Here is a 15,574-nt window from a genome sequence, read left to right as displayed (position 1 = left end):
ACGAGCCGAATCCGGAATTGATCAAGACGTTCGATGATCACGTACTCAACGGCCCTCGATGACACCGTGATCCTTTTCCGGAGAGCCGGGCATTCATTCCATGAAATGCGCAGGCCTAAGACCGCGGAAGTTATGTGAATGGCGGACGGGACGCGGTCAAAGTAGCGGACACGCCGATGGAGCGGATCGTGTCCGGCGGGGCGCACACCCGGCGCAATGGGGCTCGCGGGCGCATGCCCGCCGCCCGGGACGCGTGCGCATGCCCGCCGCCCGGCACCGGACGGCCCCGAGCGCACCCCCTCTTCCCTCCTCTCTTCCCCCTCGGGCGAGCAAAGTCGGCGGCTTGGGGAGGGTCGGGTGCGGTCGGGCGGGAACGGATCGGTAACCTAAGGCCGCTGACAGACCCTTAGGGCGGCTTTACACAGAGGTCGCCCTGCTTCGCCCACGTTCAAGGAGTTGCCGCCGCCGTGAGCAGCAGCCTTCGACGCGGCACTCTCGCCGCCGCCGTCATCGCGTTCTCGATCGCCTCGCTCGCCGCGTGTGGTGCCGGCAGCGACGCCCAGACGCTGGAGGTCAAGCCGGACAACGCGGCCACCTCCGTGGGCGTCGTCAAGGTCCAGAACGCGCTCGTCATCACCCAGCCCGACGTGAAGGCCACCGGTCCGGCGGTGATCTCCGCGACGCTGTTCAACAACGGCACCACCGATCAGACCCTGGACTCGATCAGCGTCGAGGGTGAGGGCTCCGCCCAGATCACGCCCGCCGAGGGCAAGGGCAAGCTGACCGTCCCGGCCGGCGGCTCGGTCGTCATCGGCGGCGAGGGCAACGCCTCCGCGGCGCTGTCCAGCCCCTCCCAGACCGTCCTGAACGGCAGCGTCCAGAAGGTCACCTTCTCCTTCAGCGAGACCGGTGACGTGAGCCTGAGCGCCTTCGTCGTCCCGGCCGAGAGCTACTTCTCCAAGTGGGGCCCGAGCGACATCCCGTCGGCGCCTGCGACCTCCTCGGCCCCGGCCACCTCGCCGTCCGAGTCGGCCACGGGCTCCCCGTCCGCGTCCGAGTCCGCGTCGGGCGAGCCCGGCACGACCGAGTCGTCGAGCGCGACGGCCACCGCGTCGGCGTCCGCCGGCCAGTGACGCCGAAGGCGCGCTAGACAGAGGCCGGCGCGCGGCCGTACGCGCGCACAGCAGTCCGGTACGCCGAAGGGCGGGACCCCCGGAGAGGGGTCCCGCCCTTCGGCGTACCGCCGTGCCGTACCGCCGTGCCGTGTCGTACCGCTGGGGGACGAGGCCGGTCTACGGCTCGAACTTGTAGCCGAGACCGCGAACCGTCACCAGGTACCGCGGCGCGCCCGGGTCCGGCTCGATCTTCGCGCGCAGGCGCTTGACGTGGACGTCGAGGGTCTTGGTGTCACCGACGTAGTCGGCACCCCAGACCCGGTCGATGAGCTGCATGCGGGTCAGCACGCGGCCCGCGTTGCGCAGCAGCATCTCCAGGAGGTCGAACTCCTTCAGCGGAAGGTCGACCTTGCCGCCGGAGACGGTGACCACGTGACGGTCGACGTCCATCCGTACCGGACCGGCCTCCAGGGCGGCGGGAGCCACCTCCTCCGGCTCCCCGCGGCGGCGCAGGACGGCCCGGATACGGGCGACCAGCTCACGGGAGGAGAAGGGCTTGGTGACATAGTCATCGGCTCCTATTTCGAGTCCGACCACCTTGTCGATCTCGCTGTCCTTGGCGGTGACCATGATCACCGGGACGTTGGAGCGGCCGCGCAGCTGACGGCAGACCTCGGTGCCGGGCAGGCCCGGCAGCATCAGGTCGAGGAGGACGAGGTCGGCGCCGTTGCGCTCGAACTCGTCCAGTCCGTCGGGCCCGGTGGTCGCGATGGCGACCTCGAAGCCCTCCTTGCGAAGCATGTACGACAGGGCGTCGGAGAACGACTCCTCGTCCTCGACGACGAGCACACGGGTCACGGAAGGACCTCCGGGGCAGGAAGCGGTTCGTACGGGGATGTGACGGTGGTCGTCCCGTCGGGCTGCGCGGACTCGTCCTCTTCGTCGAGTCCGGGCATGTGGTGATCGGTGACGCGCTCGCGGGCCGCGGTCGCCTCGGGCAACCGCAGGGTGAACGTGGAGCCCTGACCCTCGGAGCTCCACACCGTGACCTCCCCGCCGTGCGAGGCGGCCACGTGCTTGACGATCGCCAGCCCGAGGCCCGTACCGCCGGTGGCACGGGAGCGGGCCGGATCGACACGGTAGAAGCGCTCGAAGATGCGCTCCTTGTCCTTGTCCGAGATGCCGATTCCCTGGTCGGTCACGGCGATCTCGATGTGTTCCCCACCAGGTGCCGTCACCCGGCGGGCGGCTATCCCGACGCGGGTGCGGGCTGGCGAGTAGTTGACGGCGTTCTCGACGAGGTTGCCGAGGGCCGCGGCGAGCTGGCCCCGGTTCCCCCACAGACTCAGGTCGGCGGTCCCGCCGGCGGCCATGGTGATCTGCTTCGCGCCTGCCTGGTGGCGGCAGCGGTCGACCGCCTCGGCGACCAGCTCGTCGACCCGGACCGGTTCGGCGTCCTCCAGAGGGTCGTCGTTCTGCACCCTCGACAGGTCGATGAGCTCCTGGACGAGGTTGGTGAGCCGGGTGGCCTCTATCTGCATGCGTCCGGCGAACCGCTCGACGGCCTCCGGGTCGTCCGAGGCGTCCATGACTGCCTCGGAGAGCAGGGAGAGCGCTCCGACGGGAGTCTTCAGTTCATGGCTCACGTTCGCGACGAAGTCCCGCCGCACCGCTTCGATGCGGCGTGCCTCCGTCAGGTCCTCCACGAGAAGGAGGACCAGCCTGGATCCGAGGGGAGCCACTCTCGCCGGGACGGCGAGGGCCTCTCCCCGTCCCGTGCCCCTTCTCGGCAGGTCCAGTTCCACCTGACGTATCTCCCCGTCACGGCGGGTGTCACGCGCCATGTGGAGCATCGGTTCGACGGCCAGTTTGCCGCCGCGCACCAGTCCGAGGGCGTACGCCGCCGAGCTGGCCTTGACCACGGCGTCCGCTTCGTCGAGTACGACCGCGGACGACCTGAGCACGGACAGCACGGTGTCGACACCGGGCGGAAGCACGGCGTCGGTGTGCAGGGAGCTGCGGGTCGGGCGTTTCTGGTCGCGCTCGCTCCAGCGGAACGCCAGCATGGCGATGACACCGGTAAGTACTCCGGCGATCGCTGCCGCTGCGGCGACCGCCGCGTTCACGTCCATGCACCCAGGTTAGGCATGCCGTCGCTCCTGGCCACAGCCATCCGAGTGCGAGCTCGAACACTCGTCGCCCAGAGTTCACCCAGGAGCCAGTACTGATTCACTTGAGGTGCCGGAAACGGACGCGTACGGGCCCGAACGTGGGAGCGTGGGGTTCCAGGGTCCCTCCGGCGGCCGGTCGCTGTCGGTCGGCTGTCGGAACAGCCAGGTCCCGGACCCCGGACCCCGGAAGCTGACGTACGAGAGGGACGACCACATGCGTGACGCGTATCACGAGGAACTTGACTCGATCGGCGACGGCCTGGTCGAGATGGCCCGGCTCGTCGGGTCGGCGATCGGGCGCGCCACGACGGCCATACTCGATTCCGATCTGAAGCTGGCCGAGAGCGTGATCGCCGCCGACCAGCGGGTCGACGATCTCCAGCACGAGCTGGAGGCCCGCGCGATAGCCCTGCTGGCACGCCAGCAGCCGGTGGCGACGGACCTCCGTATCGTCGTCACCTCGCTGCGGATGTCCGCCGACCTGGAGCGCTCCGGCGACCTGGCCCAGCACGTGGCCAAGCTGGCCCGGCTGCGCTTCCCCGACCGCGCGGTCCCGCACGACCTGCACGCCACGATCCTGGAGATGGGCCAGCTCGCCCAGCGTCTGATGGCCAAGGCCGCCGAGGTCATCATCACCAAGGACGTCGACCTCGCGATGCAGCTCGAGCAGGACGACGACGAGATGGACCTCCTGCACCGCACGCTCTTCCAGCACCTGCTGGACGACAAGTGGCAGCACGGCATCGAGACCGCCGTCGACGTCACCCTCCTCGGCCGCTACTACGAGCGCTTCGCCGACCACGCCGTCTCGGTCGCCAAGCGCGTCGTCTACCTGGTCACCGGCGAACACGCCGACGATCTGCAGTCGGACATCCAGCCGGTCACGGGGGTGGAGGGCGCATAGCCCTTGCCGGGCGGAAACCGGGAGGGCGTCCAGTCCCACCGGGGACCGGCCGCGGGGCGCCCAGCCCCACCGGGAACGGACCGGCTGGTGCCCAGCCCTACCGGGCACCGAGCGTGGGACGCCCCGCCTCGCCGCGCACCGGCCGCGGGGCGCCCAGCCCCACCGGACACGGACCCCGAGGTGCCCAGCCCTACCGGGCACCAGCCGCGGGAGGCACAGCCCCACCGGGAACGGACCCGGAGGTGCTCAGCTGTGCCGGGCACCGAGCGTGGGTCGCCTGACCTCCCGGGAACGGGCCGACGACCGGCCTGCCTTGGGCGGGCGCCCTTCCGCACCCGTGAAGCCAACGGGCCCAGCCGCTCCCACCAGGGAATGGCCGGGCCCGGCCGCGTTCTCGGGGGGCGGTCGTCACCGTGGGGGACGGCGGGCGGGCATGGACCCCGGGAGTGTCGTCCCCCGACGGACATGGGACGGCGGGCAGGTCCGTCCCGGCGGGCGGGGTCGGCCGGCCCGGCTTCCCCTGGGACCAAGACCGCGGCCGGTCTGACCTCTCTCTCGAAGAGGGACGGCCTGCCCGAGCCGGCCCTCGGGCAGGGGCGGCTCGCGGGCGGGGCTGCGTGTCCTGGTTCCGGCCCGCCCCGCGCGGGATTCGCACCCCGGGCGCGTAAGACGCCTCAATGCGCCGTTGATGCGCCCGCCCGGCTGGGCATGTGATGGGCGACAGGAGCCGTGCGGCGCGGTGTGCGCCGACGCCTCCGTGCCTGAAGGAGGGACCCATGGCCGAATCCCCCAGCACGCCCGACCCGACCCAGGACCGCGACACCCAACAGCCCGCCGAGATCAAGAACCTCCCTTTGTTCGGCGCCTGCGGCTGCGGCTCAGGCTGCGGCTGCGGCTGCCAGTCGGGCAATCCCTGCCAGTGCGGCTGATCACCTACGTACGTCCGGAAGGGCCCCGTCGCCGCGACGGGGCCCTTCTTCCTTCCTCGGCCACGTGCCCCGGCCCGCGCCCCTCCGGCTCGGCCCGTCGCACGAAGACGGACACGCGAGGATCGGATGCGCTCGGGTACGACCGAAATCTGCATGATTATGGTGCTGTTGTCCGATTGACCGTGGTCTGACCGACGAACTCTGCTACCTCTGGGACAGGGGAGGCGGGCTCTGGCCCGCGGCGGCGCGAGGGGCGTCGCCAGGAGGGGACACACGTGAGCACCACACCACGGGACACGGTCATCGCCATCGAGCAGAAGGCCGTCGACCGCGCCTACGACTGTTACGAGGCCCGGCTCGCGGAGATGACGTCGCCGTCGGCGGCCACGGCTTCCGCGAGCGGCAAGGACGGCATCGCGGTCCGCGAGAAGGCGGTGAGCGCGGCGGAGGAGTACGGCGGTCTCGGGGGCGAGGCCCTGGTCATCAGCCGTGTCGACGTCCAGGAGGCGGGCGACGCCGAGCCGGAGACGTTCTATGTCGGACGACGCCATGTCTTCGACACCGAGACCCGCGATCAGGTGGTGGTCTCCTGGACGAACCCGATCGCCGTGAGCTGGCACAACGCCCGGCCGGAGACGCCGGGCGAGGTGCTCCTGCGGCGCCGGTTACGCTGCGCCGGGCGCCGGGTCGAGGACTTCCTGGACGAGATCACCCCGGGCGCGGGGCCGTACGACGACTCGCCGGAGCCCGGGCAAGAAGCCGGCCTGCCGCCGCGTTTCGTGGACGAGCCCGCTCCGCTCGAAGCCCCGTACCTCCCCGAAGCCGGCGAGATACCCGACGTCCCTGACGTCCTCGAAATCCCTCGCTCCGGCGATGGCGAGGAAGTCCCGGAAGAATCCCCGGAAGAATCCCCGGGGGGAGCCCCGGAGGAATCCTCGGAGGAAGCCCCGGCGGAGGCGGAAAGCACCACCACCCCGCCCGCCGGAGGCCGCCACGCACGGCCGCGTGCCGTCGTACCGGCACAGCGGCAGGCCACCGGTCGACGGCGTCATAAGCCGCAGCCGGTCGACGAGTTCCTCCTGCGGGAGCTGCGCCGGTCGCGCAGCGGCCGGATGCGCGACATCGTCGAGACGATCAGACGCGACCAGATGGCGCTGGTCACCGGTTCCCCGGCGGACATCCTCGTCATCCAGGGCGGGCCCGGCACCGGAAAGTCCGCGGTCGGTCTGCACCGCGTGACCTGGCTCGTCAACAACGATCACTTCCGTGCCCAGGACATCCTGGTCGTGGGCCCGCACCAGAACTTCCTGGAGTACGTGGGGCGCGTCCTGCCCACCCTCGGCACCCGGAACGTCACCGCCGTACAGCTCGCCCGTCTCTGGGAAGGGGAGGTCCGGGGCTCGGACTCCCCCACCGCGCGGCTGGTGAAGTCCGACGAACGGATGGCGGCCGTCCTGCGCAGGCGGGTGGAGAGCGAGTGCCGGCCCGAGGCGATCGACACCGTCGTCTCGGCCTCCTCCCACGCCCAGGACGAACCGGCCTTCGTCGTTGTCGTGGGCGGTACCTCCCTGCGTCTGTCGCGCTCGGAGGTGCTCGGTCTCCTCCAGGACGCCCGGGAGGGAACCGAGGGCTACCGGGCGCGCAGGGACCGGTTCCGCACCCTGCTCGTGGACCGGCTGCTGGGCGAACTCGTCGGCGTCGCCCCGCACCGCGGCAGGGACGCGACCGTACGCCGCGACCTGGAACGCAACCGGCAGGTCACCACCCTCGTCGACCGGGTCTGGCCCGCGCTGAGCCCCGAGGTGGCACTGCGCGGCCTGCTCAACTCCCCCACCAGGCTGCGTGAGTGCGCCGACGGGATCCTCGACCCTGGTGAACAGGCCTCCCTGCAGAGGCGGAAGGCGGAGAGCGCAGCCGAAGAGCCTTGGACGACGGATGACTTGGTGTGCCTCGAAGAACTGCGCTTCCTCATCGCCGGCGAGAGTCCGCGGAGGTATCGGCACATCGTGGTCGACGAGGCGCAGGACCTCACCCCGATGCAGGCGAGGTCCCTGCACAGACGGTGTCCGACCGGCTCGATGACCGTGCTCGGCGATCTGGCCCAGGCCACCGGACCGCATTCCTACACCAGTTGGAAACAGCTGGGCGGAATTCTGTCCGCGCAGGGTGACTGGCGCGTGGCCGAGCTGAACACCAGCTACCGGGTCCCCGCGGAGATCATGGATTTCGTGGCGCCCCTGGCCCGGACCATCGCCCCCTCCCTGCCCTACCCGACGGCCGTACGACGGGCAGGCGACGGGGCCGTGCGGCTCGTCCCCACGACTCCCTGGGAGCTGCTGGACGACGCGGCGACCCGTACGGCACGTCTCGCGGGCACGAACGACGGCCGGTCCCCGCGGTCGATCGCCGTCATCGTGCCCGACGACTCCGACTGGCTGGAGGAGGTCCGCCGGCGCGTCGGCCTCGTGGACGGCATGACCGAGGAGACCTTGCGGACCGTGTCCGTGCTCCCCGCCGCCCAGGCCAAGGGCATGGAGTTCGACCATGTCCTGGTGCTGGAGCCGACGGCCATCGCCGAGCGGGGACCCGCCGGACCGCGCCGGCTGTACGTCGCCCTGTCCCGCAGCACCCAGACGCTGACGGTCCTCCACACGACACCGCTGCCGAGCGAACTCGGCACACCGGCCGACGGCACGGACGGCGAAGTCACCTCCACCTACTCCTACTTGACGCCCATGGCCGCCCGGCCGGAGAACGGGACGGCCCCCGGCGATTCCTCCACCCAGGCCTCCGTCGGCCACGCCTCCGGCGGCACCGATCCCACGGGCGACGACCTGCCGGTCGGCACTCCCGTCGAGGTGCGGGTGCTCGGCCCAGGCCCCGGTTCCCACCTGAAGGTGAAGGTCCTCGCGCCTGACACGGAGCGAACCGTCCTCCTCGTCCCGCGCCACGGTGAACCCACCCCGGCCACGGGCTCGCGGCTGAACGGCTGGGTGACCCGGAACGAGGGCCAGTTGAGCCTGGTCTCGGCCGGCGAGTTCGGGCGCCGGCCCATCTCCTCCCGGATGGCTCCCCGTTACGAGGCCGCGCTCGGCGTCCTGCGGGACATCGCGAACGGCGACGACGCGGCCCCACCGGAGACGACGGCCCTCCTCGCCGAACTGAAGGGCATGGCCGGCCGCTGCCTGAGGCGCGACCGGGTCGACTGGCTGAGCGTCTGGCGCCTGCTGGGCTCCGCCGACCGTGACCGGCTGAGCGATCTGGCGGACCTCGCCCAGCGCACCCGGCAGGCGATCGGCTCGGACACCCCCGGCCTGCGAGCCGCCCTGACGGACGACCCGGCGTTCCGGCACTGGACCGACGCTCTCGACCGGGCCCGCGACGAACTCCGCCATCGGATGCACACCGGCCCGGAGACAGGGACGCCGACCGAGACGGGCCCCTCGACAGAGACCGCCCCCCGGCCCGAGCCGGAGATCGAGCACGAGCCCGAGAACGAGAACGAGACCGGAGCGCCAACCGAAATGCCGACCGAAACGGACGCGGAAACGGGCACGGACTCGGAGCCGGACACGGAGACGGACACGGCACCCCCCGGGACGGTCACGCCCCCACCCACCGAGCCGCGCAGAACACTCGAACCGAAGGACACCGACCCCATGAACACTGCCGCCCTCCTGGAAATCGAGCCCGCCCCGTCCGAGGGAGGGACGGCGTGGAGCGAGGCACTCGCGCGGCGACTGGACGTAGAGGCTCAGGCCGACCGGGACTGCAACACGCACGAGGCCGTGCGCTACGAACTGAAGGCCGCACTCCTGCGAGCGGGACTCCGGCCTTCGGACTCCCGGGTCTCCGACGCGACCCTGGAGGGCCCGGACGGCTTCGTCCGCTACGAGGTGCTCGGCGCCGACCGTTCCGGCTACTCGCAGTTGCGCGCGGGAGCCGCCCGTCTCATCGAACTCGACCGGGTGGAAACACGCACCGCGGACACCCGGTACCTGATCCTGTCCGAGCCGCCCACGGAGGACTGGGCTCCCGACGCGATCCGGGAGGCCTTCGGCGTACACGTCGTATGGCGAACCGCGTCCGGCTGGCACGGCCAGGACGCACGAACGGCCCTGCGCCTGACGGATTGACCGATTGACCAGGACCCGACCGGCCGATTGACTGCACTGCCGGGGACGGCACCCACCGTCTCCGACAGTGCGGAAAGGAACCACCCAGGAACTGATGGAACGCCCCCTCCTCTTCCTCGACGTCGACGGCCCCCTGATCCCGTTCGGCCCGTCACCCACCCGTCCCGAGACCTCCGACTCCGGCTCCGACCCCGGCTCCGAAGCACTCCCCGACGGGGGGAACCCACTGCTGAAGCGGCTCGACCCGACTGTGGGCCCACGTCTGATGGCGCTCGGATGCGATCTGGTGTGGGCCACGACGTGGACGGAGGAGGCGAACGCGTCAGTGGGCCCAGTGATCGGACTGCCCAGGCTGCCTGTGGTGGAGTGGCCCGAAGCCACCGAGGCGGGTCCGCGGGGCCTGCACTGGAAGACCCGCCCCCTCGCCGAACGGGCCGAGGGCCGCCCGTTCATCTGGGTCGACGACGAGATCGGCACCGTGGACCGCCTGTGGGTGGCCGCACAGCACGAGCGCCCCTGCTTGCTGCACCGCGTCTCCCCGTCCGAGGGCCTGACCGACACCGACTTCGCCACCCTCACCAACTGGCTCCGCACCACCCTGCCGAGCCGCTGACGGGAAACCCGCTGGCAGCGGACGCACAGACATGCGATCATTCGCGCCGGTGCTCCCCGACCCCATGGCTCGGCGCCCGTCCTCCACGCCCCCATGACCGAGAGCGATCCACCGATACCCATGCACATGCGTTTCCGCGCTGCCCGCGTCACGGCCGCCACCATTGCCGCGGCCACCGCGGGACTTGCCCTTCCGGCCACCGCCCACGCCGCCGTCACCTGCGCGGACGGGGTGTGGAAGGCCACGTACCACCCGAATACCTCCTTCAGCGGTACGCCCAGGCTGACGACCTGTGACACCTCGATCAACGAGGACTACGGCACCGGCGACCCGGCCGGGGTCACACTGCCCAGCGACAACTTCGGCGTCCGTTGGCAGACCACCCGCGACTTCGGCTCCGGGGGACCCTTCGGCTTCACCGTCGCCGTCCGCGACGGCATCCGCGTCTATGTCGACGGCACCCGCAAGGTCGACATGTGGAAGAACGTCTCCACGACCCAGGTCAGAACCGTCAACCTCACCATTCCGAGCGGCCGTCACAGCATCCGCGTCGACTTCGTCGCGTGGACGGGCTACGCCAACGTCAAGTTCGGCTATGCGCCCCGCACTTCGGCGACCGTCGACACCATCGGGCCTCTTGCTCCCACCGGCGTCTCGACGGCCTACGACCCCACCACCCTCAAGGTCAGCACCCGTTGGGCGAAGAGACCCGAGATGGACCTTGCCGGCTACCGCGTCTACCGGCGCCTCGCCGGTGCCACGGCCTGGACCCGGATCGCCGCACCCACCACGACGTCCTTCACCGACAGCCCGCCTGCCACCGGTGCCGGATACCAGTACGTCGTACGCGCCGTGGACAAGGCCGGCAACGAATCCGGCAGCTCGTCCCTCCAGACCGTCACCACCACCGACAGGACCGCGCCCCCCGTACCCACGGGGCTCACCGCCACGGACGGCGCGTCGGGCATCGCCGTGGCCTGGCGGCCGGTCACGGGCGCCGCCCGCTACTACGTCTACCGGGCGAGCCAGATCATGGACGACGACTCGGCCCCCGTCTACAGCAAGGTCGCCACGGTCACCGCGGCCTCCTGGACGGACACCACCGCCCGGGAACAGTTGCACCACCTCTACCGCGTCTCGGCCGTGGACGCGGCAGGCAACGTGTCCGCGCGGTCAGCGGTCGACAGCGTCACCCGCGACGACCACCCGCCGCTCCCGCCGACCGGTCTCACGGCCTCGCCCGTGTCCGGCACCGGCATCGTGCTGAAGTGGACCGCCTCGCCGAGCGAGGACGTCCTTCGCTATCACGTGTACAGAGATGGCCGACTCGTCGAGGACAACGTGCGGACGGCCACGTACACCGACCCGTACGTGCTCCACGACAAGGAGTACGACTACACGGTCACCGCCGTGGACAAGCAGGCGAACGAGTCGGCGAAGTCCGTGAAGGTCTCCGTCGTAGCCCCGCGTGAAGGGCTGGCACCGGCTCCCGTCACAGGGGTGAGCGCCACCCCGCGAAAGGACGGCGTCGCGGTCAAGTGGCAGCCGGGCACGAGCGAGGACATCTCGCAGTACCAGGTCTACAAAGGCGAGTACGCGGCGGGCACCTGGACCTACCACCTGCTCTGGGAAACGTGGTACAGCATCGGCGATGACTCCTTCTACTTCGACGAGACCCCCGCGGACGGTGAAACCGTGCGCTACGCCGTGGTCGCCGTCGACGAGTCGGGCAACTCACGGTTCGACACGGGCGAGACCTTCTCCTTCGTCACCGTGACCGAACTCGACCTGGCCACCCCCACGATTCCGACGCCACCCGGCGCGCCGCTGCAGCTCACCGCGAGGTCGATCAGCGAGGCGTGGGCGAAGCTGTCCTGGAGCTGTGACACCGAGGACTGCGCCGGCGCAACGGGATTCCACGTCTATCGGTGGGACGGCCAGACGTCGTCGTACGTACGACTGACAAACACCCCGCTGAGCGTCGGCACCCGCTTCTACTCGGACACGAGCGCCCCCGAGGGGATTGCCCATCACTACTGGGTCACCGCGGTCATGCCGGACGGCACAGAATCGGCTCCCGCCGCGGCCACAGACAGGACCGGCGACAGCTGAAGCCGACCACCAGTCAGTCACGTGACAGGCAGGGTCGGCTTCCGCCCGGCCCTGCCTGGTGCCTGAAGGCAGGATCGAAGGCATAAGGGGAGCCTTGGCAGCTGTCTCGGCCCTCCGCGATGCGGGAGCCCGGGCAGAAACGAGAGAACAGCCGGAGCCGGATTTCCTGAAGCACTGAGCACGGCCCGATCAACCGGTTGACGCCCCGAAGACGGCCCGGCTTTGTCGCACCCGGCCGGCGCCGGCACCGATACCGTCGACCGGAACGAGCCACGACGGCCGGTCCGCCTGCAACCTCAGTAGGCACTCACTGTCCCGTCGGCCGGCGCCGGTACTTCATGCTCGGGGAACAAGCCACTGGCTCGCATCGCCTCGGCGGCTCGTGGGTCCATCAGGAGGACGAGTCCCTCATTCCCGCCTGTGCAGAGGGTGTGAGAACGCAGCGCGCTACGCCCGGCAGCGGCGAGCAGTTGGTTGACAACAGCCAGGGGACGGACGGTGGACAAAGCCCACGGACTTCCGCTCTCCCAGTCCGCGGGCCTCAGAACCACGCAACGGATCGTCGTCCGCGTCCCTGGATCGAAACCGTCTGGCCGCCTCGCCGTCAACCGTCATGGGCCGACGGTACTGCGATGGTCTGACAGTGCCGCCGGGGCCTGAGTACGCGTACTCAGGCCCCGGCCATCACGACCGAAGAGAATTTCGTCATGCACGCCACTTCGATACAGCGGCACGACGAACCTGCGGCGCCATCAGGTGGGACTCTGGCCGTGCGCGTCACGGGCGCTGCCGCGACCGGTGCGGCTCTCACCTACCTGTCGATCCATCTGATGCAGGAGGCGTACGCCTACGACGCCCGCGTGTGCGCCGATGAGACCAGTGTGTGCCTGACGCCGTGGCCGGTCCTCTCGTTCCCCGCCTCGCTCGCCATCGCGCTCGTCGGGCTGATCGTGGCGTACAGGCTGCTGGGCATCCGCCCCGGGCTGAAGGTCATCCCGCCGACGCTCCTGCTCGCACCGTTCCCGCTCGATGCCGCGCTGAGCGCAGTCGGCAAGTGGCCGGCCGTCGTGGTGGGAGCGGTATGGGCCACCGCCGTGGCACTGACGGCATGGCGGCCCTACCGAATCCTGGGCCTGTCCGCCACGGCAGCACTGCTCCTGACCTCATTCATCATGCTCTGTCGCTGACATCTCGCCCTCCCAGCCGACCTGGGGCCCAGAGACGGCCCGCCCACCAAAAAGCCCCCGCCCTGCCAAGAAACAGCAGGTCGGGGGCTTACTGGCGTCGCGTTACTTCTTCTTGCCCTGGTTCTTGACCGCCTCGATCGCGGCTGCCGCAGCGTCCGGGTCGAGGTAGGTGCCGCCCGGGTTGAGGGGCTTGAAGTCGGCGTCCAGCTCGTAGGAGAGGGGGATGCCGGTGGGGATGTTGAGGCCCGCGATGTCGGCGTCGGAGATGCCGTCGAGGTGCTTGACCAGGGCGCGCAGCGAGTTGCCGTGGGCCGCGACCAGGACCGTACGGCCGGTCAGCAGGTCCGGGACGATGCCGTCGAACCAGTACGGGAGCATGCGGACGACGACGTCCTTGAGGCACTCCGTCTGCGGGCGCAGCTCGGGCGGCAGGGCCGCGTAGCGCGCGTCGTCGAACTGGGAGTACTCGGCGTCGCGGTCCAGCGCCGGCGGCGGGGTGTCGTACGAGCGGCGCCAGAGCATGAACTGCTCCTCGCCGAACTCGGCGAGCGTCTGGGCCTTGTCCTTGCCCTGAAGGGCGCCGTAGTGACGCTCGTTCAGGCGCCAGCTGCGGTGGACCGGGATCCAGTGGCGGTCCGCGGACTCCAGGGCCAGCTGCGCGGTGCGGATCGCGCGCTTCTGGAGCGAGGTGTGGACGACGTCAGGCAGCAGGCCGGCGTCCTTGAGCAGCTCACCGCCGCGGACTGCCTCCTTCTCGCCCTTCTCGTTGAGGTTGACGTCCACCCAACCGGTGAACAGATTCTTCGCGTTCCATTCGCTCTCGCCGTGGCGGAGGAGGATCAGCTTGTACGGTGCGTCGGCCATGGCTCCGAGCGTAATCGAACCCCGCGACAGCTCGCGCCTCCGGCCATCTGTCGGACACGGGAGCCCCCGTCCGGCCGTCCCCCGCCCGCTCCGACGCCCTTCAGTTGACGGCATCTGTTAATCGAGTGGATCTCGACGCCAGACGGCTCGTAAGTTGTGCTCACCGCCCGAGCCGCTTACATCCGTGGGGGATCCATGCCAGCCGCCGTCATGAGACGTGCCGTCCGAGAGACCGTCTCAGGGCTCCCCCGCGAGTTCTGGTGGCTGTGGACCAGCACACTCATCAACCGGCTCGGGGCCTTCGTCGCCACCTTCATGGCCCTGTACCTGACCCTCGACCGCGGCTACTCCGCCTCGTACGCGGGTCTGGTCGCGTCCCTGCACGGCCTCGGCGGTGTCGTCTCCTCGCTTGTCGCGGGTGTCATGACCGACCGGTTCGGGCGGCGCCCCACACTGCTCGTCGCGCAGGTGTCGACGGCCGCTTCGGTCGCCCTGCTCGGCTTCATGCACGACCCCGTGGCCATCGCCGCCGTCGCCTTCCTCGTCGGCATGGCCAGCAACGCCTCCCGGCCCGCCGTGCAGGCGATGATGGCCGACATCGTCCGGCCCGAGGACCGCGTCCGCGCCTTCTCCCTCAACTACTGGGCCATCAACCTCGGGTTCGCCGTCTCCTCGATGGGCGCCGGCTTCATCGCCGAGTTCAGCTACCTCGCCGGCTTCCTCATCGAGGCCGGCATGACCCTCGTCTGCGCGCTCGTCGTCTTCGCGAAGCTCCCGGAGTCCAAGCCGGTGCAGGTCGCCAAGGACACGGAACCCGCGGTCGGGCTCGGCACGGTGCTGCGCGACGGACGGTTCATGAGCGTGGTCGGGCTGTCGTTCCTCGTCGCCCTCGTCTTCCAGCAGGGGTCCGTCGGGCTGCCGGTCGCCATGGGTCGGGCCGGCTTCACCCCGGCCGACTACGGCATGGCCATGGCCGTCAACGGCATCATGATCGTCGCGCTCCAGATCCCGGTCGGCCGTTTCATCGAGCACCGGGACCCCAAGTGGCTGCTCGTCATCTCGTCGCTGCTCGCCGGATACGGGTTCGGGCTCACCGCCTTCGCCGGGTCGGTCGGGGTCTTCACGCTCACCGTCTGCGTGTGGACCCTCGCCGAGATCGTCAACGCCCCGACGCAGACGGGTCTCGTCGTCCGCCTCTCCCCCGTCCACGGGCGCGGCCGCTATCAGGGCATGTACACGCTCTCCTGGGCCCTCGCCGCGCTGATCGCCCCGGTGATGTCCGGCGTCGTCATCGACCGCTTCGGCGCGGTCTGGCTCTGGGGGCTGTGTGCGGTGGTCGGCACGGCGGCGGGTCTCGGGTACGGGCTGCTCATGCGACGGCTTCCGGCGGAGGAGTCGTCCGTACGGGAGCCGGTGCGGGAGTTCGCGCCGGACTCCGTGCGGGAGCCGTCCCAGGGCGCCGGAGCCGGAGCCGGGGTCATCCCGGCCTGAGGAACCCGGCCCAGGGGCATCCCGGCCCAAGGGCACCCCGGCCTCGGGACCC

At 70.4% G+C, this 15,574-nt stretch carries 11 protein-coding genes; 8 read left to right on the top strand and 3 right to left on the bottom strand.

The window, feature by feature from the left end; all coding sequences use genetic code 11:
- Nucleotides 1-467 precede the first annotated feature (467 nt).
- Nucleotides 468-1,133, top strand: coding sequence for a DUF461 domain-containing protein (locus OG780_RS22955; RefSeq protein WP_328451014.1), 666 nt, complete (start codon nucleotides 468-470; stop codon nucleotides 1,131-1,133).
- A gap of 159 nt (nucleotides 1,134-1,292) precedes the next feature.
- Here the strand turns inward: OG780_RS22955 and OG780_RS22950 are convergent, their stop codons facing one another.
- Both OG780_RS22950 and OG780_RS22945 read right to left on the bottom strand, forming a co-directional pair.
- Nucleotides 1,293-1,973: a response regulator transcription factor gene (locus OG780_RS22950; protein WP_037622332.1), complete on the bottom strand. Its 681-nt coding sequence runs from the start codon at nucleotides 1,971-1,973 to the stop codon at nucleotides 1,293-1,295.
- A complete protein-coding gene (locus tag OG780_RS22945; protein ID WP_328451010.1) occupies nucleotides 1,970-3,247 on the bottom strand; it encodes a sensor histidine kinase in 1,278 nt (425 codons plus the stop codon). The genes OG780_RS22950 and OG780_RS22945 overlap by 4 nt, the downstream gene beginning before the upstream one ends.
- 253 nt (nucleotides 3,248-3,500) lie before the next feature.
- On the opposite strand from OG780_RS22945, the gene phoU reads away from it, so the two are divergent.
- From phoU to OG780_RS22915, 6 genes are all read left to right on the top strand, one after another.
- Nucleotides 3,501-4,190: a phosphate signaling complex protein PhoU gene (gene phoU / locus OG780_RS22940; RefSeq protein WP_326787015.1), complete on the top strand. Its 690-nt coding sequence runs from the start codon at nucleotides 3,501-3,503 to the stop codon at nucleotides 4,188-4,190.
- A 776-nt stretch (nucleotides 4,191-4,966) separates the two neighbouring features.
- Nucleotides 4,967-5,119, top strand: coding sequence for a hypothetical protein (locus OG780_RS22935; protein WP_328451008.1), 153 nt, complete (start codon nucleotides 4,967-4,969; stop codon nucleotides 5,117-5,119).
- Nucleotides 5,120-5,394: 275 nt separating this feature from the next.
- Nucleotides 5,395-9,255, top strand: coding sequence for an AAA family ATPase (locus tag OG780_RS22930; protein WP_328451006.1), 3,861 nt, complete (start codon nucleotides 5,395-5,397; stop codon nucleotides 9,253-9,255).
- 94 nt (nucleotides 9,256-9,349) lie between these two features.
- Complete coding sequence (locus OG780_RS22925) at nucleotides 9,350-9,868, top strand: HAD domain-containing protein (protein WP_328451004.1); 519 nt, start codon at nucleotides 9,350-9,352, stop codon at nucleotides 9,866-9,868.
- A 126-nt stretch (nucleotides 9,869-9,994) separates the two neighbouring features.
- Nucleotides 9,995-11,980, top strand: coding sequence for a PA14 domain-containing protein (locus OG780_RS22920; protein WP_328451002.1), 1,986 nt, complete (start codon nucleotides 9,995-9,997; stop codon nucleotides 11,978-11,980).
- Between the two features lie 707 nt (nucleotides 11,981-12,687).
- Entirely contained in the window at nucleotides 12,688-13,167 is a 480-nt protein-coding gene (locus OG780_RS22915; RefSeq protein WP_328451000.1) for a hypothetical protein, read from the top strand.
- A gap of 102 nt (nucleotides 13,168-13,269) precedes the next feature.
- On the opposite strand, the gene OG780_RS22910 is transcribed toward OG780_RS22915, so the two are convergent.
- Nucleotides 13,270-14,031, bottom strand: a complete 762-nt coding sequence (locus OG780_RS22910; protein WP_328450998.1) for a phosphoglyceromutase — start codon at nucleotides 14,029-14,031, stop codon at nucleotides 13,270-13,272.
- Between the two features lie 195 nt (nucleotides 14,032-14,226).
- Here OG780_RS22910 and OG780_RS22905 point away from each other — a divergent pair, with 195 nt between their 5' ends.
- A complete protein-coding gene (locus OG780_RS22905) occupies nucleotides 14,227-15,522 on the top strand; it encodes an MDR family MFS transporter (protein ID WP_328450995.1) in 1,296 nt (431 codons plus the stop codon).
- Nucleotides 15,523-15,574: the final 52 nt, after the last annotated feature.

Origin of the sequence: Streptomyces sp. NBC_00386, from assembly GCF_036063235.1 — a bacterium.
GTDB lineage: Bacteria > Actinomycetota > Actinomycetes > Streptomycetales > Streptomycetaceae > Streptomyces.
The sequence above is the reverse complement of the archived record's forward strand: the minus strand, read 5'-3'. Positions and strand labels throughout refer to the sequence as shown.